The following is a 16,534-nucleotide window of genomic DNA, read 5'->3' as shown; positions in this document are numbered from 1 at the left end:
CGGGACGGAGGATCTCCGGACAGCGTAGACGGGGCGGCGCGCCCTCGGCGCGCCGCCCCGTCCTCGTCTGCCCCTCAGTGCTGCTGCAGGGCCCCTGTTCGGCTCAGCCGAGGATGAGGTTGAGGACGAACAGCAGCGGGATGGACCCCGCCCAGACCGCGGTGGTGATGCCGGACCAGCCCTTCAGTGCGTCGGTGCCCTGCAGGCCCGTGAAGCGCGTGACCACCCAGAAGTAGGAGTCGTTGAAGTAGCTGAACACCATCGACCCCGCGGTGCACGCGAGGGCGGCGACGACGGGGTCGATGCCCAGCGTGGTCACCAGCGGGGCAGAGACGGAGGCCGCGGTGATCATGGCGACCGTGCCGGAGCCCTGGGCGATGCGCACGAGGGTGGCGATCAGGAACGGCACGAGGAACGCGGGCAGCGGGGTGGAGGCGATGGCCTCGGCCAGGGCGTCGCCCACGCCGGAGCTGCGGAGCACCTGGCCCAGGGCGCCGCCGGCGCCGGTGATGAGCAGGATCAGACCGGCCGAGGCGGCGGCCTCGGCGAACCAGCCGTGCGCCTTGTTGCGGGGCGTCCACCGGGGCAGGAGGACGTAGAGGGCCAGCACCATGCCGATGACCAGGGCCACCACCGGGTTGCCGATGAAGGCGAACGGGACCACCCAGGCGGAGGGCTCGTACTCGTCGCCGCCGATGACGCCCTGGGCGTTCTGGTCGATCGCGCCGGTGACGGTGTTGAGGATGATCAGCAGCAGGGGGATGAGCAGCGGCAGGGACGCGACGAACGCGCCGACCTTGTGCGGCTTGGCGCCGGCCGGCGGCTCGCCGAGGTCGACGACGGGGTCCGCGGTGGGGCCCTGCCGCGCCTCGTCGTCGAGCCCGTCCCGCGGGCCCTCCTCGAGGTCCGTGCCCGAGGCGTGGGCGCCGCCGCCCCCGACGCCGGCCGGGGCGACCGTCCCGTAGACGGCCTCGCGCACGTGCTCCTCGACCTTGGACTCCAGCTGGGGGCCGATCCAGCGCGCGTAGAGGACCACGACGGGCAGCAGCAGCACGGTGAAGGCCAGGCCGACGAGGATCACGGCCCCGAGGTCGGCCCCGAGGATGCCGGCCACGGCCAGCGGCCCCGGGGTGGGCGGCACGAGGTGGTGGGTGAGGGTCATGCCGCAGCCCAGCGCCAGGGCGAGGGTCACGTAGCCGGCCTGCTTCACCCGGGCGATGGAGCGGGCCAGGGGGTTCATGATCACGTAGCCCGAGTCGCAGAACACCGGAATGGAGACCAGGGCGCCCACGCTGCCCATCGCCCACGGTTCGCGGCCGTGGCCGAAGACGCGGAGGAAGGCGAGCGCGAGGGCGTTGGCGGCCCCGGACACCTCGAGGATCTTGCCGATCCCCACGCCGAGACCGATCACGATGCCGATCGAGGCGAGGGTGTTGCCGAAGCCGGTGGTGATGGCCGAGACGATGTCGAGCACCGGCTGGCCCGCGACCACGCCGGTGACGAGGGCGGCGATGAGCAGCGCCACGAAGGCGTCCAGACGGGTGCGGAGCACCAGGACGATGATGGTGGCGATGCCCAGCACGAGTGCCAGGAGTAGTTGCAGATCCACGGTGATGGGCTCCTCGGGGACGTGGGAAGGCCGGGCGGTGGTGCCCGGACGAGGGAATTGACGAGAACGATGCTCCATGTGAGGCTAGTCACACATATGACATCTGACAAGAGGAAGGGGTGCGCCGTGGGCCCAGATCTCGCCGTGCGACCCGATCGACCCGCGAGGGCCGCCGTGCGAGGTCGCGACCGTGGCTAGGAAGTCGCTGGTCGAGGCGGTCGCCGAGGCGCTGCTCGAGCGCATCCTCCGGGGTGAGGTGGGCCCGCACGAGGCGCTGCCTCCCGAGGCCGAGATCGCCCGGGAGTCCGACGTCAGCCGGCTCACCGTGCGCGAGGCGCTCAAGGCCCTCCAGGCACAGAACATCGTCTACGTGCGGCGCGGGCTCGGGACCTACGTGAACCCGCCCGACGCGTGGACCGGCCTCGAGGCGATCCTGAAGGCGGCCTCCCGGGGCACGACCTCCCACCAGGTGGCGCTGCGGCTGCTGGAGGTGCGGCGCATGGTGGAGACCGGCTCCGCGGCGCTGGCCGCCGTGCACGTCACCCCGGAGGACCTCGCCGCGATGGAGGAGTCCATCCAGGACCTCGAGCGCGCGCACGAGGCGGAGGACCTGGACGAGGTCACCCGCGCCGACATGGCCTTCCACGACGCCGTGCTGCGGGCCTCGGGCAATCCGTTCGTCCCCGTGCTGCTGGCCCAGCTCTCCCAGCTGCTCTACGCCGAGCGCCGGGCGACCTCCGCGTTCCCCGAGGTCCAGCGGCACGCCATCGAGCACCACCGGCTGGTCCTGGCGGCCATCGGCACCCGGGACCCCGAGACGGCCCGCCGGGCCATGGAGGCCCACATCGACCAGACCTACGCCGACTACGAGCACTACATCGGCCACGGGACCGCCTCCGGCGGCTCCGACCCGGTGCAGGACCGAGCACCCCGCCCTGCACCCGGACCCGCCCTCAACAGCACAGGAGATGACTGACATGACCGAGACCACCGTTTTCCCCGCCGAGCGCACCGCCGTGCTCACCGGCGCCGCCTCCGAGCGCGGCATCGGCCGCGCCACCGCCGACCTGCTCGCGAGCCAGGGCTGGCACGTCGCCGTCCTCGACGTCGACGGCGACGCCGCGGCCGAGGCCGCGCAGGACATCGCCGCCCGGCACGGGGTGCAGGCCCTCGGGCTGCGCACGGACGTGTCCGACCAGGACTCCGTGAACGAGTCCGTAGCACGGGTCGAGGCGGAGCTCCCGCCGATCGTGGCCCTGGTCAACCTCGCCGGCATCAGTTCGCCCACGGAGTTCATGCAGGAGACCCGGGAGGCCTGGGACCGGGTCTTCGCCATCAACATGACCGGCACGTTCATGGTGACCCAGCGCGTGCTGGCCGGGATGATCGAGCGCAAGGTGGGCCGCGTGGTCAGCGTCTCCTCGATCTCCGCCCAGCGCGGCGGCGGAACCTACTCGAAGGTGGCCTACAGCGCGTCCAAGGCCGCGATCATCGGCTTCACCCGGGCGGTGGCGCGCGAGATGGGCGAGCACGGGATCACCGTGAACTGCATCGCCCCCGGTCCCGTGGACACCGACATCATGGGCGGCACCCTGAGCGACGACCGCAAGGCGGACATGTCCAAGGACATCCTCGTCGGCCGGGTGGGCACCGTGCGGGACATGGCCGCCCTCCTTGCGTTCCTCGTCGGCCAGGACGCCGGCTTCATCACCGCGGCGACCTACGACATCAACGGCGGCCTGCAGATCTCCTGACCGCACCGATCTCCTGACCGCATCGATCTCCTGGCGGCACCGATCTCCTGGTCGCACCACGGGGCCGGGGCGGGATCCGTCCGGATCCCGGCCCGGCCCGCTGTCAGAAGGCGAGCAGCCGCAGCAGCCGCGCCAGGTCCTCCCGGTCCCGGGGCGAGAGGGCTCCCAGCGACGTCTCGGCGGCGCGGTCCACCGCCGCCTTGGCGCTCGCGTAGAGCTCCCGCCCCGGACCGGTCGGGACCACGGTCTTGGAGCGGCGGTCGCGGGGGTCCGTCCGGCGCTCCACCAGGCCGCGCTGCTCCAGCTCGTCGAGGATGGCCACGGTCTGGCTGGGTCTCATCCGCAGCAGGTCGCCGAGCTCCCGCTGCGTTGGCCCCGTCCCGCTGCAGGCCACCGCCAGGATGGAGTAGCTGCGGACCTTCAGGCCGAGCGGTGCGAGTCCCCGGTTGGCCATCGAGGAGCCCAGTGCCGCCGCCCGGGCCATGAGGAAGATCGGCTCCGCGGCCAGGTCGACCCCCGCCAGCCGGTCGACGTCGTCGGGCGCGGGCTCGGGGCGGTCCGCGGTGGGGCTGGAGGTCATCGGGTGGCTCGCTTTCACGGGTGGATCCGGACCATCCTACGAGCTGGGGCCGGCCCGGACGGGCCCGTGACGGGGCGCATTGGTCACCAGCGGGGGTGGACGTCCTCCCGGAAGTAGGCGTCGTAGATCCGGTGGACCCCGGCGTCGATCTCGCGGCCCAGGTCCCCGGTGTCCGCCGCCGAGGCGTTGCCGCGGACCTGCTCCACGCTGCGCGCCCCGGGGATCACGGTGCTGACGCCGTCCTGGGCGATGATCCACGCGATCGCGGCCTGCGCCGTGGTCACCCCGTCCGGGAGCAGCCCGGCGAACTCGCGGACGGCCTCGAGGCCGCGCTCGAAGTCCACCCCGGAGAAGGTCTCCCCGACGTCGAAGGCGTCGCCGCCGCGGTTGTAGTTGCGGTGGTCGTCCGCCGCGAACCGGGTGTCCCGCGTGTACTTCCCGGACAGCAGCCCGGAGGCCAGCGGCACCCGGGCGATGATCCCCACCCCGGCCTCCTTCGCCGCCGGCAGCACGGCGTCCAGCGGCTTGAGTCGGAAGGCGTTGAGGATGATCTGGACGGTGGCGGTGCTGCCGCGGGCGATGGCCGCGAGCGCCTCGTCGGTGCGCTCCACGCTGACGCCGTAGTGGCGGACGGCGCCCTCCTCGACCAGGGTGTCCAGGGCGTCGTAGACCTCCTGGTCGCTGTAGACCGGCGTGGGCGGGCAGTGCAGCTGGACCAGGTCGAGGGTGTCGGTGCCCAGGTTCCGGCGCGAGCGGTCCACCCACTGCCGGAAGTTGGCGAGCGTGTAGTTCTCGGGGACCTGGTCCACGCGGCGGCCCATCTTCGTGGCCACGGTGATGTCCAGGTCGGGGCGCTCGCGGAGGAACGCGCCGATGGTCTGCTCGCTGCGGCCGTCGCCGTAGACGTCGGCCGTGTCGAAGAAGGTCACCCCCGACTCCACCGCGGCCTCCAGCACGGCGGTGGCCTCGGCGGGGTCGACGTCCCCCCAGTCCGCGCCCAGCTGCCACGTGCCCAGGCCCACGGTGGAGACCTTCCGTCCGGTCCTGCCGAGTGTGCGTTGTTCCATGCGTCGAATCCCGTTCCGCGATCGGTGGAGGGTCTCCCGGGGGCCCGGGGGACGGCGGCCCGGAGATCCGGGGGTGCCGGGGACCACCATGCGGTGTGACGTGTCCACCGCGCAAGCACCGGAGGAGGGGCCGGGGGCTCGGGGCACCCCTTCCTGGGTCCGCCCGGTGCCGTGCAGTACCGTTCTGGCCATGACCGTCGAGGGTGGGGGGAGTTCCGCACGGCCCCCGCGCGCCCCGAACATCCGGGACGTGGCCCGGGCGGCCGGGGTCTCCCACCAGACCGTCTCCCGGGTGATCAACGGGCACCCCGCGCTGCGGGACTCGACCCGCCAGCGGGTGCTGCAGGCCATGGAGGAGCTGCGCTTCCGGCCCAACCGGGCGGCCCGCGCCCTGGTCACGAGCGAGTCCCGGACCATCGGCGCCCTGGTCTCCTCGGGCGCCGAGTACGGTCCGTCGGCCAGCCTCCGGGCGGTCGAGACGGCCGCCGACGAGGCCGGCTACGTCGTGGAGACCGCCCACATCGACCACGCGGACCGCGCCTCCATCGAGGCCGCCCTGGACCGCATGGTCGGCCACGCCGTGGAGGGGCTGGTGATCCTCGCGCCGCAGTCGCGCACGCTGGAGGTGATCGAGCAGCTGTCCATCCGGATCCCGTTCGTCACCGTGCACTCCCTGCACAGCGAGGACCACCGGATGTCGGTCGACCAGCTGGCCGGCGCCCGGCTGGCCACCCGTCACCTCCTGGAGCTGGGGCACCGCCGCGTGGTCCACGTCCCCGGCCCCGAGGGCTGGGTCGAGACGGACGCCCGGCGCCAGGGCTACCGCGAGGAGATGACCGCCTGGGGGCTCGAGCCCGTGGTGGTCCCCGCCGGTGCGTGGACGGCGGACTCCGGCTACCGCGCGGGGCTCGGGCTGCGCGGGACCCGCGAGTTCAGCGCGGTCTTCTCCGGCAACGACCACATCGCGCTCGGCCTCGTGCACGCCTTCGCCGAGGCCGGGCTGGACGTGCCCGGGGACGTCAGCGTCGTGGGCTTCGACGACGTCCCGGAGGCCGCCCACTTCCTGCCGCCGCTGACCACGGTGCGCCAGGACTTCCCCGAGCTGGGCCGGCGGTGCATCGCCGTCCTGCTCGCCGAGCTGCGGGGGGAGCAGCCGGTGCGGCCGGGGGACGTGGAGCCGGTGCTCGTGGTGCGCGGCTCCACGGCGGCGCCCGCGTCCGGCTCCGGCCGGGGCCGATAGGCGACGGAGAACGCCGTTACCAAACCGTTATCAAGTGATGTGGGACACGTGGTTCCGCCCTGCGGTAGGTTGGCCCGAACATCAAATGTGACCGTTCACATTCCGGGTGGGGCGGGGCCGAGGGCCTCTCCGCCGGAGCGTGCGGCTCGAACGACAACGAGGTCCTCCGTGAGCCAGACCAGCCCAGATCCCACGTACGTCATCGGCGTCGACTACGGCACCCTGTCGGGGCGGGCCGTCGTCGTCCGGGTGCAGGACGGCGCCGAGATGGGCTCCGCGGTGCACGAGTACCGGCACGGCGTGATGGACACCGAGCTCGCCGCCACGGGGGAGGCGCTGCCGCCCGAGTGGGCGCTCCAGGTCCCCGCGGACTACGTGGAGGTGCTGCGCCAGGCGGTGCCCGCCGCGGTGCGCGCCGCCGGCGTGGACCCGCGCGCCGTGGTGGGCGTGGGCACCGACTTCACCGCGTGCACCATGGTCCCCGTCCGGGCCGACGGCACGCCCCTCAACGAGCTGCCCGGCCTGGCGGGCCGCCCGCACGCCTACGTGAAGCTGTGGCGCCACCACGCCGCGCAGGGGCAGGCCGACCGGATCAACGAGCTCGCGGCCCGGCGCGGGGAGCGGTGGCTGGCCCGCTACGGCGGTCTGATCTCGAGCGAGTGGGAGTTCGCCAAGGGCCTGCAGCTGCTCGAGGAGGACCCCGAGCTCTACCACCTGATGGACCACTGGGTGGAGGCCGCCGACTGGATCGTGTGGCAGCTGACGGGCAACTACGTGCGCAACGCCTGCTCCGCCGGGTACAAGGGCATCCTGCAGGACGGCGAGTACCCCGACCGCGAGTTCCTGGGCGCCCTCGCCCCCGACTTCGCCGGGTTCGCGCAGGACAAGGTCGACCACCCGATCGGCGCCCTCGGCGCGGCGGCGGGCACGCTCAGCGCGCAGGCCGCGGAGTGGACGGGCCTGCCCGCCGGGATCGCCGTGGCGGTGGGCAACGTCGACGCGCACGTGAGCGCCCCCGCCGCCCGGGCCACCGCGCCGGGGCAGATGGTGGCGATCATGGGCACCTCCACCTGCCACGTGATGAGCTCCGACACCCTGCGCGAGGTCCCGGGGATGTGCGGCGTGGTGGACGGCGGGATCATCGACGGGCTCTACGGCTACGAGGCCGGGCAGTCCGGGGTGGGCGACATCTTCGGCTGGTTCGCGGCCCACTTCGTGCCGGGGCAGCTCCAGGAGGAGGCCGCCGAGCGCGGGCTCAGTGTGCACGAGCTGCTCACCGAGCAGGCGAGCCGCGAACCCGTGGGCGCCCACGGGCTCCTGGCCCTGGACTGGCAGTCCGGCAACCGGTCCGTGCTCGTGGACCACGAGCTCTCCGGGCTGCTCGTGGGCCTCACCCTGGCCACCCGCCCGCACGAGGTGTACCGCGCCCTGCTGGAGGCCACCGCCTTCGGGACCCGCACGATCGTCGAGGCATTCGCCGCCTCCGGGATCCCCGTCACCGAGTTCGTGGCGGCCGGCGGGCTGATCAAGAACTCGTTCCTCATGCAGATCTACGCGGACGTGCTCGGCATGCCGATCTCGGTGATCGGCAGCGACCAGGGCCCGGCCCTGGGCTCCGCCATCCACGCGGCCGTGGCCGCCGGCGCCTATCCGGACGTCCGGACGGCGGCCGAGGCGATGGGCCGGCTCGAGCGCGGCGCCTACACCCCGGACCCGGCGCGCACCGAGGCCTACTCCGTGCTCTACGAGGACTACACCGCGCTGCACGACCACTTCGGCCGCGGCGGCAGCGATGTCATGCGCCGGCTCAAGGCGCTCCGGCGCAACGCCCACTCCACCCAGGAGGTCTCCGCATGAGCACCCTGACGCCCGAGCTCGAGGAGCGCGTGGCCCGCGTCCGGCGCGAGGTCGCGGACCTGCACGCCGAGCTGGTCCGCTACGGGCTGGTGGTCTGGACGGCCGGCAACGTGTCCGGGCGGGTGCCGGGCGCCGACCTCTTCGTGATCAAGCCCAGCGGCGTGAGCTACGACGAGCTCGGTCCCGAGAACCAGATCCTGTGCGACCTGGACGGCCGGGTGGTCCCCGGGACCCCCGGCGCGGAGCGCTCGCCGTCCAGCGACACCGCCGCCCACGCCTACGTCTACCGGCACATGCCGGAGATCGGGGGAGTGGTCCACACCCACTCGCCCTACGCCACCGCCTGGGCGGCCCGGGGCGAGGCGATCCCCTGCGTCCTGACCGCCATGGCGGACGAGTTCGGCGGGGAGATCCCCGTGGGGCCCTTCGCCGTCATCGGCGACGACTCGATCGGGCGCGGCATCGTGGAGACCCTCTCGGGCCACCGCTCCCGCGCGGTCCTGATGCTCAACCACGGGCCCTTCACGGTCGGCAAGGACGCCCGGGACGCCGTCAAGGCGGCGGCCATGCTCGAGGACGTGGCCCGCACCGTGCACCTCTCCCGCCAGCTGGGCGAGCCGCGGCCCATCGAGCCGGGGCACGTCGACTCCCTCTTCGACCGCTACCAGAACGTCTACGGCCAGCAGCCCGCCGCCGTCCCCACCACCCCAGGAGCACACTCCCTTGAGCCCTCTACCCACCGCTCTTGACCACTACGAGGTCTGGTTCCTCACCGGCAGCCAGGACCTCTACGGCGAGGACACGCTGCGCCAGGTGGCCGAGCAGTCCCGCGAGATCGTCCGGATGCTCGGCGAGGCCGGTCTGCCCGTGGAGGTCGTCTGGAAGCCCACGCTGAAGGACGCGGACTCGATCCGCCGCACGGCCCTCGAGCTCAACGCCGCCGACGGCGTGATCGGGGCGATCGCCTGGATGCACACCTTCAGCCCGGCCAAGATGTGGATCACGGGCCTCGACGCGCTGCGCAAGCCGCTGCTCCACCTGCACACCCAGATCAACGTCGCGCTGCCGTGGGCCGAGATCGACTTCGACTTCATGAACCTCAACCAGGCCGCGCACGGCGACCGCGAGTTCGGCTACATCCAGACCCGGCTCGACGTCCCGCGCAAGACCGTGGTGGGCCACGTCTCGACCCCCGGCGTCACCGCGCAGATCGCCTCCTGGCAGCGCGCGTGCGCCGGCCGCGCGGCGGTCCAGGGGCTCAAGGTGGCCCGGTTCGGCGACAACATGCGCAACGTCGCCGTGACCGAGGGCGACAAGACGGAGGCCGAGCTGCAGTTCGGGGTCTCCGTAAACACCTGGGGGGTCAACGACCTCGTGGCCGTGGTGGACGCCCAGTCCGAGGACCGGGTCGACGAGCTCGTCGCCGAGTACGAGGAGCTCTACGACGTGGCCCCCGAGCTGCGCCGCGGCGGTGCCCGCCACGAGTCCCTGCGCTACGGGGCCCGGCAGGAGCTCGGGATGCTCGAGTTCCTGGAGGAGGGCGGCTTCGGTGCCTTCACCACGAACTTCGAGGACCTCGGCGGGCTGCGCCAGCTGCCGGGCCTCGCCGTTCAGCGGCTCATGGCCCGCGGCTACGGGTTCGGGGCGGAGGGCGACTGGAAGACGGCCCTGCTGGTGCGGGCGGCCAAGGTGATGGGCGCCGGACTGCCCGGGGGCGCGTCCCTCATGGAGGACTACACCTACCACCTGGTCCCGGGCGAGGAGAAGATCCTCGGCGCCCACATGCTGGAGATCTGCCCGACCCTCACCACGGCGCGGCCGTCGCTCGAGGTGCACCCTCTGGGCATCGGCGGGCGGGAGGACCCCGTGCGCCTGGTGTTCGACACCGATCCCGGCCCCGGCGTGGTCGTGGCGATGGCCGACCTGCGGGACCGCTTCCGGCTCACCGCCAACACCGTGGACGTGGTGCCCCCGGACGCCCCGCTCCCGCACCTGCCGGTGGCCCGGGCCGTCTGGCGGCCGCACCCCGACCTCGCGACCTCGGCCGCGGCCTGGCTCACCGCCGGGGCCGCCCACCACACGGTGCTCACCACCGCGGTGGGCGCCGACGTGATCGAGGACTTCGCCGACATGACCCGGACCGAGCTGCTCCTCATCGACGGCTCCACCACCCTGCGGGAGTTCCGGCGCGAGGTGCGGTGGAACGCGGCGTACCACCGGCTCGCCCAGAGACTCTGACCACGAAGACCACGACCACTCCGAGCACCACGACCTCCCGGGCAGTGCGGCCCGGACCGACGAAAGGCACGACCATGACACTGAAGAAGACCCTCACCGGGGTGACCGCCCTGACCCTGGCCCTGGGCCTCACGGCCTGCGGCGGCAGCCGCGGCGCCGGCGCGGACGACGGCTCGAACGAGGGCGCCCGGATCGGCGTGGCGATGCCCACGCAGCAGTCCGAGCGCTGGATCGCCGACGGCGAGAACGTCAAGGCCCAGCTCGAGGAGCTCGGCTACGAGGTGGACCTCCAGTACGCCAACGACGACATCCCCACCCAGATCTCCCAGATCGAGAACATGATCAACGGCGGGGCCGAGGCCCTGGTGATCGCCTCGATCGACGGCACCACGCTGACCAGTGTCCTCGACACGGCGGAGACCCAGGAGATCCCCGTGATCGCCTACGACCGTCTCATCAACGAGTCGGACACCGTGGACTACTACACGACCTTCGACAACTACGAGGTGGGCGTGCAGCAGGGCACCTCGCTGCTCACCGGCCTCGGGGTCCTCGACGAGAACGGCGAGCCGACCGGGGAGAAGGGCCCGTTCAACGTGGAGCTCTTCGCCGGCAGCCCCGACGACAACAACGCGACCTTCTTCTGGAACGGCGCGATGGACACGCTCCAGCCCTACCTGGACGACGGCACCCTGAACGTGCCGAGCGGCCAGACGGAGTTCGAGCAGGCCGCCATCCTCCGCTGGCTGCCGGACACCGCCCAGGACCGGATGGAGGACCTCATCACGGTCGGCGGCGGCGACCAGCTCGACGGCGTGCTCTCCCCGTACGACGGCCTCTCGATCGGCATCATCTCCGCGCTGCGCTCCGGCGGCTACTCCAAGGAGGAGCTGCCCGTGGTGACCGGCCAGGACGCCGAGGTCGGATCCGTCCGGTCGATCATCAACGACGAGCAGTACTCCACGATCTTCAAGGACGTCCGTGAGCTCGGCGAGCGCGCCGTGCTCATGGTCGACTCCCTGATGCAGGGCGAGGAGCCCGAGGTCAACGACGAGGAGACCTACGACAACGGCGTGAAGGTCGTCCCCGCCTACCTGCTCGAGTCGCAGATCGTCACCAAGGACAACTACGAGGAGGTCCTCGTGGACAGCGGCTACTACGAGGCGTCCGAGCTCGAGTGAGCACGGCCGGCCGGGCGGCCCGTGCCGCCCGGCCGGTCCGCTCCACCACCCACCATCCAGCTCGAGACGAGGAGGCCCGCATGAGCGAGCACGTTCTTCAGATGCGCCGGATCAGCAAGTCATTCCCCGGCGTCAAGGCGCTGCAGGACGTCACCCTGGCCGTCGCCCGGGGCGAGGTCCACGCGATCTGCGGGGAGAACGGCGCCGGCAAGTCCACCCTCATGAAGGTGCTGTCCGGGGTGTACCCGCACGGCACGTACGAGGGGGACATCGTCCTGGAGGGCGACACGGTCTCCTTCCGGGACATCAAGGACAGCGAGCGCAGCGGCGTCGTGATCATCCACCAGGAGCTGGCGCTGTCCCCGTTCCTGTCCGTGGCCGAGAACATCTTCCTCGGCAACGAGCGCGCCACCGGCGGGTTCATCGACTGGAACGAGACCAACGCCAGGGCCGTCGAGCTGCTCCGGCGCGTGGGGCTCGACGTGAACCCCAACGTCCGCGCCATGGACATCGGGGTGGGCAAGCAGCAGCTCGTGGAGATCGCCAAGGCCCTGTCCAAGGACGTGAAGCTGCTGATCCTCGACGAGCCCACCGCCGCGCTCAACGACGAGGACTCCGCGCACCTGCTCGGCCTCGTCCGCGGTCTGCGCGAGGACGGGATCACCTGCATCATCATCAGCCACAAGCTCAACGAGATCCGGGCGATCGCCGACTCCGTGACGATCCTGCGCGACGGGCAGACCATCGAGACCCTCAGCCTGCACGACGGGTCGGTCACCGAGGACCGGATCATCAAGGGCATGGTGGGCCGGGAGCTCACGAGCCGGTACCCCGAGCGCACCCCGGCCATCGGCGCGGAGGTGCTCCGGGTGGAGGACTGGACCGTGCACCACCCGCAGGAGCACTCGCGGGTGGTCGTGGACCACGCGCACCTGAACGTGCGGGCCGGGGAGATCGTCGGGATCGCCGGGCTCATGGGCGCCGGGCGGACCGAGCTGGCCATGAGCATCTTCGGGCGCAGCTACGGGGCCGACATCAGTGGGCGGATGTACAAGAACGGCCAGGAGATTACGGCGCGGACCGTCAGCGAGGCGATCCGGCACGGCATCGCCTACGCAACCGAGGACCGCAAGCGCTACGGGCTCAACCTCATCGACGACATCAAGCGGAACATCTCCTCGGCGGCCCTGGGCAAGCTCACGTCCGCGGGCTGGGTGAACGGCGGGCGCGAGACGCTGGTGGCGCAGGAGTACCGGACGAGCATGAACATCAAGGCGCCCTCGGTGTCCTCGATCACCGGGAAGCTCTCCGGCGGCAACCAGCAGAAGGTCGTCCTGTCCAAGTGGATGTTCGCCGATCCCGACGTGCTCATCCTCGACGAGCCGACCCGCGGCATCGACGTGGGCGCGAAGTACGAGATCTACACGATCATCAACGAGCTGGCCGCCCAGGGCAAAGCGGTGCTGGTCATCTCCTCCGAGCTGCCGGAGCTGCTGGGGATCTGCGACCGGATCTACACGCTCGCCGAGGGCCGGATCACCGCCGAGGTGCCCATCGCCGAGGCCACCCCCGAACGACTCATGCAGCACATGACCAAGGAAAAGGACTGACCCATGGTTTCCACCCTCGTCGACGAGGACCGGGCCCTCGACAGCAGGAGCCCCCAGAAGGGCGCCGCCGTGGCCGACGCCGGCCGGTTCCTCATGAGCAGGCTCCGCCAGATCGGCATCTTCCTGGCCCTGCTGGTGATCGTGACGCTGTTCCAGGCCCTGACGGGCGGCGCACTGCTCCAGCCGGACAACGTCTACAACATCATCGTCCAGAACAGCTACATCCTGCTGCTGGCGATCGGCATGGTCATGATCATCGTGGCCGGGCACATCGACCTCTCGGTCGGCTCCGTGGCCGCGTTCGTGGGCGCCATGTCCGGGATCATGATCCGGGACTGGAGCCTGCCGTGGTGGGTGGCCCTCGTGGCCTCCCTCGCGGTCGGCGCGCTCGTCGGGGCCTGGCAGGGGTTCTGGGTGGCCTACATCGGGATCCCCGCCTTCATCGTGACGCTCGCCGGCATGCTCGTCTTCCGCGGGCTGACGCAGATCGTGCTCGAGAACCAGCGGATCACCGGGTTCCCGCCGGAGTACCGCCAGCTCGGCGGCGGCTCCCTCTTCCCCGGGCTGTTCCCGCCGGCGACCAACATCCTGGACTGGACCACGGTGGGCCTGGGCCTGATCGCCATGGCACTGCTCGTCGTGAGCCAGCTGCGCGGCCGGGCCAACCGCGCGAAGCTCGACCTGGAGGACGAGCCGCGCGCCTGGTTCCTCACGCGCCTGGTCTTCGGCGTCGTCGTCATCCTCGCGCTCACGCTGCTGCTGGCCAGCTCCCGCGGCGGGACGCCGATCGTGCTGGTGGTCCTCGGCGTCCTGGTGGTGGCCTACAGCGCCGTCATGAACCGCACGGTGTTCGGCCGCCACGTCTACGCCCGCGGCGGCAACCTCCAGGCCGCCCAGCTGTCCGGCGTGAACACCAAGCGCGTCGACTTCCTGCTGTTCGTCAACATGGGCGTGCTGGCCGCGCTGGCCGGCCTGGTGTTCACCGGGCGTCTGAACTCCGCGGGGCCGGGCGCCGGGAACCTGTTCGAGCTGGACGCGATCGCCGCGGCCTTCATCGGCGGCGCGGCGGTGACCGGCGGCGTGGGCACGATCATCGGCGCCATCACCGGCGGCCTGATCATGGGCGTGCTCAACAACGGCATGTCCCTCATGGGCGTGGGGATCGACTTCCAGCAGTTCATCAAGGGCATGGTGCTGCTGCTCGCGGTCGGGTTCGACGTGTTCAACAAGCGCCGCGCCTCGAACGCCCTCAAATGACGGTGCCCGCCCCGCGGTCCTTCGGGACGCTGCCCGACGGGCGGGAGGTCACCGTGCACACGCTGACCTCCCCGGGCGGGCCGGTGCTGCGAATCCTGGACCTCGGCGCCACGGTCCAGGCCCTGCACCTGCCCGACCGGGCCGGAGGCCCCGGCACCAACGTGGTGCTGGGCCACCCGGACGCCGCCGGCTGCGCGGCGCCCCCGGAGGCCTTCCTGGGGGCGGTGGTCGGCCGGCACGCCAACCGGATCGCCGGCGCCCGCTTCGACCTCGACGGGCGCACCGTGGACCTGGAGCCCAACGAGGGCGGCAACTCCCTGCACGGAGGGCCTGACGGGTTCCACCGCCGCACCTGGCAGGTGGTGGACGCCGGCCCGGACCGGCTGGTCCTGGAGCTGGCCAGCCCGGACGGGGACCAGGGCTTTCCCGGGGAGCTCACCGTGCGCGCCGCCTACACCGTGACCGGCGACTCCGTGGCCCTGGACCTGGAGGCCCGCACCGACGCCCCCACCGTGGTCAACCCGGCCAGTCACGTCTACCTCAACCTCGCCGGTGAGGGGGCGGGGACGATCGAGGACCACCGGCTCACGGTCGCCGCCGACCACTACCTGCCCGTGGACCGGGACGGGCTGCCCACCGGCGGCCTGGTCCCGGTGGCGGGCACCCCCCTGGATCTCACCGCCCCCGCGAGGCTGGGGGAGCGGATCCGGGCGGAGCACCCGCACCTCGCGGCCGTGGGCGGGATCGACCACTCCTTCCACCTGCGCGGCACCGGACTGCGCGCCGCCGCCCGGGTGGAGCACCCGGCGAGCGGGCGCTCCGTGGAGCTGTGGACCGACCGGCCCGCACTGCAGGTGTACACCGGCAACGCGCTGGACGGCGCCATCACCGGGACCGGCGGCCGGGCCTACCGGCGGGGTGCGGGTCTCGCCCTGGAGCCCCAGTGCCACCCGGACTCGCCGAACCGGCCGGAGCTCTCCGACCCGGTGCTGCGCCCGGACGGGACCTACCGGTCCCGCACCGAGTGGCGCTTCGAGTGCTAGCGGCCGCCGGCCTTCTTTTCGCGCCGCTTCGCCATGACGCGGCCGAAGACCGCGGTGCCGACCATGAACAGGATCCTTCGCATGCTGGTGCTCCTTCTGTGGGGTGCTGCCTGGATGACGTGCCCGGTCCACGCTACGGGCTGTTCCCGCAAAAGGTAAGTGGGCTGAACACTGTTCGGCCGAGAGCGAGCACGCCGACGGCGCCCCCGCGTCAGCGGGCGCGTGGGCGGTACCGGGCGTCGTCGTTGACGTAGGCGTAGTAGAAGCCGATCAGGACCCCGCCGCCCAGGAAGTTGCCCAGCAGGGCGATGCCCACGTTGGCGCTCGCCGGCCCCACGTCGAGGCCCTCCTGCAGCCCCACGACGGTGAACAGCACCGTGTTGGCCACCGAGTGCTCGAGGCCCAGGAACGCGAAGAGGAAGACGGCCACGATCATGATCAGGCTCTTCATGAGGTCGTCCTTCACCAGGCCGTTGTAGACCAGCAGCATCGCCAGGTTGATGAGGAAGTTGCACAGCACCGCGCGGAAGAACAGGTCCGTCCACCCGGTGGCGCCGCTGGTGATGAACTCGAGCTTGTGCGCCACGGCGGCCTCCATCTCCGCCTGCGCGGGGCCGTCCGTGATCGTGCTGAAGCGCAGCGCCACGGCCACGAAGAGTCCGCCCAGGGCATTGCCCAGGTAGCACAGCCCGAGCAGGCGCACCGCCTTGAGCCACGAGGTACGGCGGTAGTAGGCCCCGATGGAGACGATCATCATGTTGGACGTCAGGAGCTCGGACTTCGAGTAGTAGATGAAGACCAGCGCCCAGCCGAAGGTCACGGCGCCCACCAGGCGCCCCAGCGGGCGCAGCGTCGAGTCCCCGGCCGGCACGGCGTCGAACGCGGCGACGACGGCGAAGTTCGCGGCGAACAGGACGCCGATGATCATCCCGGCCATCCCCGCCCGCTGCAGGTACCGCCGCGCCAGCTCGCCGGACATGGTGGTCTTGGTCTCCAGCGCCGCGAGGACGGTGCTGATGAACTGCTTGCCCGGGAACAGCTGCTGCGCGTCGGAGGTCATGCTCGGCGCCCGTCTCCAGAGGTGGCGGTGGACCCGGG

14 protein-coding genes are annotated in these 16,534 nt (G+C 71.8%); 10 read left to right on the top strand and 4 right to left on the bottom strand.

The annotated features are described in order from the left end of the window. Nucleotides 1-103: 103 nt before the first annotated feature. Entirely contained in the window at nucleotides 104-1,609 is a 1,506-nt protein-coding gene (locus tag Q0817_RS05970; RefSeq protein ID WP_298585245.1) for a GntP family permease, read from the bottom strand. A 190-nt stretch (nucleotides 1,610-1,799) separates the two neighbouring features. On the opposite strand from Q0817_RS05970, the gene Q0817_RS05965 reads away from it, so the two are divergent. After that, the gene (locus Q0817_RS05965) at nucleotides 1,800-2,585 is read left to right on the top strand and encodes a FadR/GntR family transcriptional regulator (protein WP_298585244.1); all 786 of its coding nucleotides are present in this window, start codon (nucleotides 1,800-1,802) and stop codon (nucleotides 2,583-2,585) included. Between the two features lies 1 nt (nucleotide 2,586). Beyond that, on the top strand, nucleotides 2,587-3,363 hold the full coding sequence (locus Q0817_RS05960; RefSeq protein WP_298585243.1) for an SDR family NAD(P)-dependent oxidoreductase: 777 nt from the start codon (nucleotides 2,587-2,589) through the stop codon (nucleotides 3,361-3,363). 103 nt (nucleotides 3,364-3,466) lie between these two features. Here the strand turns inward: Q0817_RS05960 and Q0817_RS05955 are convergent, their stop codons facing one another. Further along, nucleotides 3,467-3,943: a MarR family winged helix-turn-helix transcriptional regulator gene (locus Q0817_RS05955; RefSeq protein ID WP_298585242.1), complete on the bottom strand. Its 477-nt coding sequence runs from the start codon at nucleotides 3,941-3,943 to the stop codon at nucleotides 3,467-3,469. 83 nt (nucleotides 3,944-4,026) lie between these two features. Beyond that, a complete protein-coding gene (locus tag Q0817_RS05950) occupies nucleotides 4,027-5,010 on the bottom strand; it encodes an aldo/keto reductase (RefSeq protein WP_298585241.1) in 984 nt (327 codons plus the stop codon). Nucleotides 5,011-5,200: 190 nt separating this feature from the next. On the opposite strand from Q0817_RS05950, the gene Q0817_RS05945 reads away from it, so the two are divergent. The 8 genes from Q0817_RS05945 (at nucleotide 5,201) to Q0817_RS05910 (ending at nucleotide 15,436) form a co-directional block, all read left to right on the top strand. Next, nucleotides 5,201-6,250: a LacI family DNA-binding transcriptional regulator gene (locus Q0817_RS05945; protein ID WP_298585240.1), complete on the top strand. Its 1,050-nt coding sequence runs from the start codon at nucleotides 5,201-5,203 to the stop codon at nucleotides 6,248-6,250. Nucleotides 6,251-6,418: 168 nt separating this feature from the next. Further along, nucleotides 6,419-8,107 (top strand): ribulokinase, encoded by a 1,689-nt coding sequence (gene araB / locus Q0817_RS05940; RefSeq protein ID WP_298585239.1) that lies wholly within the window; start codon nucleotides 6,419-6,421, stop codon nucleotides 8,105-8,107. Further along, nucleotides 8,104-8,856, top strand: a complete 753-nt coding sequence (locus tag Q0817_RS05935; RefSeq protein WP_298585238.1) for an L-ribulose-5-phosphate 4-epimerase — start codon at nucleotides 8,104-8,106, stop codon at nucleotides 8,854-8,856. Before araB ends, Q0817_RS05935 begins: the two co-directional genes overlap by 4 nt. Beyond that, nucleotides 8,831-10,345, top strand: a complete 1,515-nt coding sequence (gene araA, locus Q0817_RS05930; protein ID WP_298585237.1) for an L-arabinose isomerase — start codon at nucleotides 8,831-8,833, stop codon at nucleotides 10,343-10,345. Before Q0817_RS05935 ends, araA begins: the two co-directional genes overlap by 26 nt. 74 nt (nucleotides 10,346-10,419) lie before the next feature. Beyond that, nucleotides 10,420-11,526, top strand: a complete 1,107-nt coding sequence (gene chvE / locus Q0817_RS05925) for a multiple monosaccharide ABC transporter substrate-binding protein (protein WP_298585236.1) — start codon at nucleotides 10,420-10,422, stop codon at nucleotides 11,524-11,526. Nucleotides 11,527-11,606: 80 nt separating this feature from the next. After that, complete coding sequence (gene mmsA, locus Q0817_RS05920) at nucleotides 11,607-13,136, top strand: multiple monosaccharide ABC transporter ATP-binding protein (RefSeq protein ID WP_298585235.1); 1,530 nt, start codon at nucleotides 11,607-11,609, stop codon at nucleotides 13,134-13,136. A 93-nt stretch (nucleotides 13,137-13,229) separates the two neighbouring features. Further along, nucleotides 13,230-14,393: a multiple monosaccharide ABC transporter permease gene (gene mmsB, locus Q0817_RS05915; protein WP_366139860.1), complete on the top strand. Its 1,164-nt coding sequence runs from the start codon at nucleotides 13,230-13,232 to the stop codon at nucleotides 14,391-14,393. Continuing rightward, entirely contained in the window at nucleotides 14,390-15,436 is a 1,047-nt protein-coding gene (locus tag Q0817_RS05910; RefSeq protein ID WP_298585233.1) for an aldose epimerase family protein, read from the top strand. The genes mmsB and Q0817_RS05910 overlap by 4 nt, the downstream gene beginning before the upstream one ends. Nucleotides 15,437-15,647: 211 nt before the next feature. Here Q0817_RS05910 and Q0817_RS05905 read toward each other — a convergent pair whose 3' ends face one another. Next, the gene (locus tag Q0817_RS05905) at nucleotides 15,648-16,496 is read right to left on the bottom strand and encodes a formate/nitrite transporter family protein (RefSeq protein WP_298585232.1); all 849 of its coding nucleotides are present in this window, start codon (nucleotides 16,494-16,496) and stop codon (nucleotides 15,648-15,650) included. Nucleotides 16,497-16,534 lie beyond the last annotated feature (38 nt).

This window comes from uncultured Kocuria sp. (genome assembly GCF_947500125.1).
Lineage (GTDB): Bacteria > Actinomycetota > Actinomycetes > Actinomycetales > Micrococcaceae > Kocuria.
The sequence above is the reverse complement of the archived record's forward strand: the minus strand, read 5'-3'. Positions and strand labels throughout refer to the sequence as shown.